At 66.2% G+C, this 4993-nt stretch carries 5 protein-coding genes; all 5 read left to right on the top strand.

The window, feature by feature from the left end:
• A partial coding sequence (locus RIF93_RS18590; RefSeq protein WP_309092940.1) for a vitamin B12 dependent-methionine synthase activation domain-containing protein occupies positions 1-1999 on the top strand: 1999 nt, incomplete at its 5' end.
• Positions 1939-2304, top strand: a complete 366-nt coding sequence (locus RIF93_RS18585) for a hypothetical protein (protein WP_309092941.1) — start codon at positions 1939-1941, stop codon at positions 2302-2304. The genes RIF93_RS18590 and RIF93_RS18585, both read left to right, overlap by 61 nt.
• A 231-nt stretch (positions 2305-2535) precedes the next feature.
• A complete protein-coding gene (locus tag RIF93_RS18580; RefSeq protein ID WP_309092939.1) occupies positions 2536-3516 on the top strand; it encodes a serine hydrolase in 981 nt (326 codons plus the stop codon).
• A gap of 91 nt (positions 3517-3607) precedes the next feature.
• Positions 3608-4117: a GNAT family N-acetyltransferase gene (locus RIF93_RS18575; protein WP_309092938.1), complete on the top strand. Its 510-nt coding sequence runs from the start codon at positions 3608-3610 to the stop codon at positions 4115-4117.
• Positions 4118-4372: 255 nt separating this feature from the next.
• A partial coding sequence (locus RIF93_RS18570; protein WP_309092937.1) for a nuclear transport factor 2 family protein occupies positions 4373-4993 on the top strand: 621 nt, incomplete at its 3' end.

Below are 4993 nucleotides of genomic sequence, written 5' to 3'. Positions count from 1 at the left end.
GTTCCGCGGCAACGAGCCGGTGCGGCGGGCGATCCACTCGGTGTTCCTGTACCACGCGATCGCCGCGGGCATGGACATGGGCATCGTCAACGCCGGCGACCTGCCGGTCTATGACGACATCGAGCCCGAGCTGCGCGAGGCCGTCGAGGACGTCATCCTGAACCGCAAGCGGGCCGACGGCCGCTCGCCGACCGAGGTGCTGGTGGACCTCGCGCCCAAGTACAAGGGCGGCAAGGGCGAGGCGAAGGGGCCGGACCTGAGCTGGCGCGAGCAGCCGGTCGAGGCGCGGCTGACGCACGCGCTGGTGCACGGGATCACCGAGTACATCGAGGCCGACACCGAAGAGGCGCGACAGAAGGCCGAGCGGCCGCTGCACGTCATCGAAGGCCCGCTGATGGACGGCATGAACGTGGTCGGCGACCTGTTCGGCGCGGGCAAGATGTTCCTGCCGCAGGTCGTGAAGTCCGCGCGGGTGATGAAGCAGGCGGTGGCCTATCTGATGCCGTTCATGGAGGCCGAGAAGGAGGGCAAGCCGCGGGAGCAGGCGGGCCGCATCCTGATGGCCACCGTGAAGGGCGACGTCCACGACATTGGCAAGAACATCGTCGGCGTCGTTCTTCAATGTAACAACTACGAGGTCGTCGACCTGGGCGTGTTGGTCCCGGCGGACCGGATCCTGGACGAGGCCGAGAAGTGCGGCGCCGACATCGTGGGTCTGTCGGGCCTGATCACGCCCAGCCTGGACGAGATGGCCTTCGTCGCCAGCGAGATGGAGCGGCGCGGCTTCAAGATCCCGCTGCTGATCGGCGGGGCGACCACGTCCAAGACGCACACGGCCGTCAAGATCCAGCCGCGGTATCCGTCGGGCTCGACCACCTATGTGCTGGACGCCAGCCGAGCCGTCGGTGTCGTGTCGAACCTGCTGAGCCCGACCGAAAAGGGCCGGTTCCTGGCCGAGACGGCCGCCGACTATGAACGGGTGCGCGAGCAGTTCGCCCGCGGCCAGGGCAATCGGGCGCGGGCGAGCCTGAAGGAGGCGCGGGACAACGCGTTCACGCCCGACTGGACGGCCTACGATCCGCCAAAGCCGAGCTTCCTGGGCACGCGGACCTTCGCGCCGTACGACCTGCACGAACTGCGCCGGCATATCGACTGGACCCCGTTCTTCGCGAGCTGGGAGCTGGTCGGCCGCTTCCCGGACATCCTGACCGACGACGTGGTCGGCGAGGCGGCCACCGACCTCTTCAACGACGCCCAGCGGATGCTGGACAGGATCATCCAGGAGGGCCTCCTGGAGGCGCGCGGGGTGGTGGGCTTCTGGCCCGCCAACGCCGACGGCGACGACATCGTGCTCTACGCGGACGAGGGCCGTGAGACCGAGCTCGCCCGGCTGCACACCCTTCGCCAGCAGATGATCAAGTCGGGCGACGGGGCGAACGTGGCCCTGGCCGACTTCGTGGCGCCGGTGGGGACCAAGCCCGACTGGGTGGGTGGCTTTGCGGTGACCGCCGGCCACGGCGAGCTGGAGCGGGCGGCCGAGTTCAAGGCGGCCGGCGACGACTATTCGGCGATCCTGTTCACGGCGCTGGCCGACCGTCTGGCCGAGGCCTTCGCCGAGGCCCTGCACCGCCGCGTGCGCACGGAGCTCTGGGGCTATGCGCCGGACGAGCCGTTCGACGTCGACGCCCTGATCGGCGAACAGTACCGCGGCATCCGGCCAGCGCCAGGTTATCCGGCCCAGCCCGACCACACGGAGAAGGCGACGCTGTTCAAGCTGCTGGGCGCCACCCAGGCGGCCGGGATCGAGCTGACCGAGAGCTTCGCGATGACGCCGCCGGCCGCCGTCTCGGGCCTCTACTTCGCCCATCCCGAGAGCCACTACTTCGGCGTCGGTCGGATCGAGCGCGATCAGATCGCCGACTATGCCAAGCGCAAGGGCTGGGACGTCCGCACGGCCGAGCGCTGGCTGGCGCCGATCCTCAACTACGAGCCGGCCTGAACGCACGTAGGCCTGCCCTCCGACAACGACCGCCCCGACCCGGCGGTCCTGACCGAGAAGATCTGGTTCTTCGTCGTCGGAGCCCTGCGCCTGCCGCCGGTCGCGCCCAGTCCCGGCGGGAGTCCCGCAGGTTCCACGGAGACATCACGCCCCGGACGCGGCTCGTCCGCTATGAGGTCAACGTCCGGCAGGTCCGGCGCGGATCGACCGCCATGGGCGTGGCCAACGGCCGCCTGTATGCCGACGACGCCTGCGTCTATGTCGCCTCGGACCTGCGGGTCGCGATGATCAGACCGGCCGCTTGACGGCGGGCAGGAGACGCCCGCCTTCCGCCAGGCCCAAGCCCAAGTTCGGCTTTGGGTCGAAAGCGGACATTGGCAAGCTTACAAGATCCGGACGTTTAGCCTGGCGGCGTGACAGCTCTCCAAGCGCAGTCATCTGCGACTCGCCTTAAGCCCTGCCAGCTGTCTGACAGAGTGACTGGTGAGAAGTTCATGACTAGGCCAATTTGCAGGAGCATGGCTGGAGCGCTTGCTATGCTGCTCGCGAGCTGCAGCCCTAATTCCTCACTTCAGGTGGTCTCACGCGCTCCCTCCGGATTGGATCACCGCGCGCTGACGGCCGCGTTGCAGGATCTCGACGACGAAACAGCGGGAGAGCTGGGCGCCTGCGTCATGGACGAACGGGGCATCTCCTGTGTGAATGGGGATACCCGGTACTCGCTGCAGAGCGTGATGAAGCTATTGGTGGCGTTCGCGGCCTTTGAGGCTGCGGATCGCGGCGAACTTGACATGAACGAGACTGTCGTCGTTCGGCGGGAAGACCTTTCGCTCTACGTACAGCCTATCGCGCAGCTCGTTGGCCACACCGGGTTCCGTACCACTTGGCTTGATCTTGCGCGCAGGGCTGTCGTCGACAGCGACTCTGCAGCCACCGACATCTTGGTGCGTCGCCTCGGAGGCCCGCGCAAGATCCAAGAGACGCTGGAGCGGAAGCGGATCGCAGACGTACGAATAGACCGCGATGAACGTACGTTGCAGACGGATATCGCCGGGCTCGAATGGCGCCCGGAGTTTGTAGACGCTGCAGCATTAGATCGGGCGATCGCGGAAGTCCCGCGGGAGAAGAGAGAGGCCGCCCAACAGGCATATCTCACGGATGTGCGAGACACGGCGACACCCCGTGGGATGGCGATCTTCCTGCACCGCCTCGGAAGAGGAGAACTGCTCTCGCGCGCCTCGACGGAGGAACTCGTCGGAATTATGCGGCAGACGAAGACATTTCCTGGGCGATTGCGAGCCGGAGCAAATGGCTCTTGGGCAGTCGGTCACAAGACGGGTTCAAGTGGGTCCTATAGAGGTCTTACGACCGTCACGAATGATGTCGGGCTGTACTGGCCGCCTGGCAGACCAGCAGTCGCGCTAGCGGTCTTCCTCGCCAAATCTCCCCTCCGGGCGGACGAACGCGATGCGGCAATCGCTAAAGTTGGGCAAGCCACGACAGCTGCTTATCAGTGACTGCCGCCACGATGGAAATGAACCTCGGACCTGCCAGTAGAGTGCAGCCGCTGACTGGCCGCCGGAGCCGAAATTGATTTACGACCGGGCGATGGGTCCGGACCTGCACCTTAGGCACGCGATCGCCGAGGACGCGCCTCACCTGGAGCATCTGTATCGCGAGTTGGTTCCGGGCGACGACGCCATCTCGGTCTCGCCGCAACGCCTCGTGGATCTGACAGAGGACGCTCATAACCTCCTGCTCGTTGCAGCGCAGGATTCGGTTGTTGTCGGCTCCGCGTTCCTGACCCTTTGCCCCGATCCGATGTACGGGTTCCAGCCCTATGGTCTCGTCGAAAATGTCGTGGTGGCTCCAACCATGCGCTCGACGAGAATTGGCGACGCCATGATGATGGCGCTTCGGGATGTGGGGCTTGTGACTGGCTGCTCGAAGCTCATGCTGCTCAGCAACAGCCAACGAGCTAGGGCGCACGCGTTCTTCAGGCGCTGCGGGTTTGATGGCGACGCAAAGCGCGGCTTCGTTTTGTACCGAAGAGACTTCGCGAGCGGACGGACTCCACCGCTGATGCCGCCCGAGCCCCCGGCAGGAACCTCTGCCTAGCAAGCGTGACTGCTGGTGAGGGTGTTCCCGTGTGTAGTCGCTGCCCGGCAGCGGACCTTCCGAAACGTCCACCTCCGAACCATGGCGGACGTCGCGCTGGAACTGCGTACCTCTTGACGAACCGCGGAACGGGGCGTCGCGTGAGGCCACAAGGTCAGGACGGTAACCCGGAGTAAGGAGCACATGATGGGGTGCTCGTTGAGGCGTCTCGCCATATCGGCCGTGTCTGGCCTGGTCATTGCGAGCACGGCGCCGATGGCGCGCGCGACCCCTGAGGATGCCGCCGAGGTCGAGCGGACCGACGCGGCGATCCAGGCGGCAGTCAACGCCGGTGACGCCGCTGTGCTGGAGCAAATCGTGGCGCCCGACTTCGTCATGTTCCACGGGGGAGGCGATTGGGAGGACCGCACGGGCTGGCTCAACAAGGTTCGTCAAAGGCGGCTGTCACGGCTCCGATCCGAAGCCACCGAATACGACGCGCGTGTTCGTGTGCTCGGCGATGCCGCCATTCGAAGCTGGATCGTCCGGTTCCGCGACGCTGGACGAGGAGAGGACGTCTGGATCCGCGGCGCCCGGACCTTTGTGCGCATGAACGGCGCTTGGCGGCTGGCCGCCCAGCAAGCTTCCTTGCTCCAGGAAGGACCTCTGGCCCCGCCGCAGGACCTCGCCCCCTTCGCCGGTCGCTACAGGATCACCAGCCGGCGAGGCGGCGAGGTGAGGTTTGAGGACCGGCGCGACTATCTTCTGGCCACCTATGACACAGGGGAACATGTCGCGGTGACGCCCAGAGGTGGTTCGATGTTCGGCATGGGTGTCGGATCAACGTTGCAGTTCGACCGCACGGGCGACGGGCGTATCACGGCCGTTCGCCGGGCG

Origin of the sequence: Phenylobacterium sp. (assembly GCF_031181185.1) — a bacterium.
In the GTDB taxonomy this organism is placed as follows: Bacteria; Pseudomonadota; Alphaproteobacteria; order Caulobacterales; family Caulobacteraceae; genus Phenylobacterium.
The sequence above is the reverse complement of the archived record's forward strand: the minus strand, read 5'-3'. Positions and strand labels throughout refer to the sequence as shown.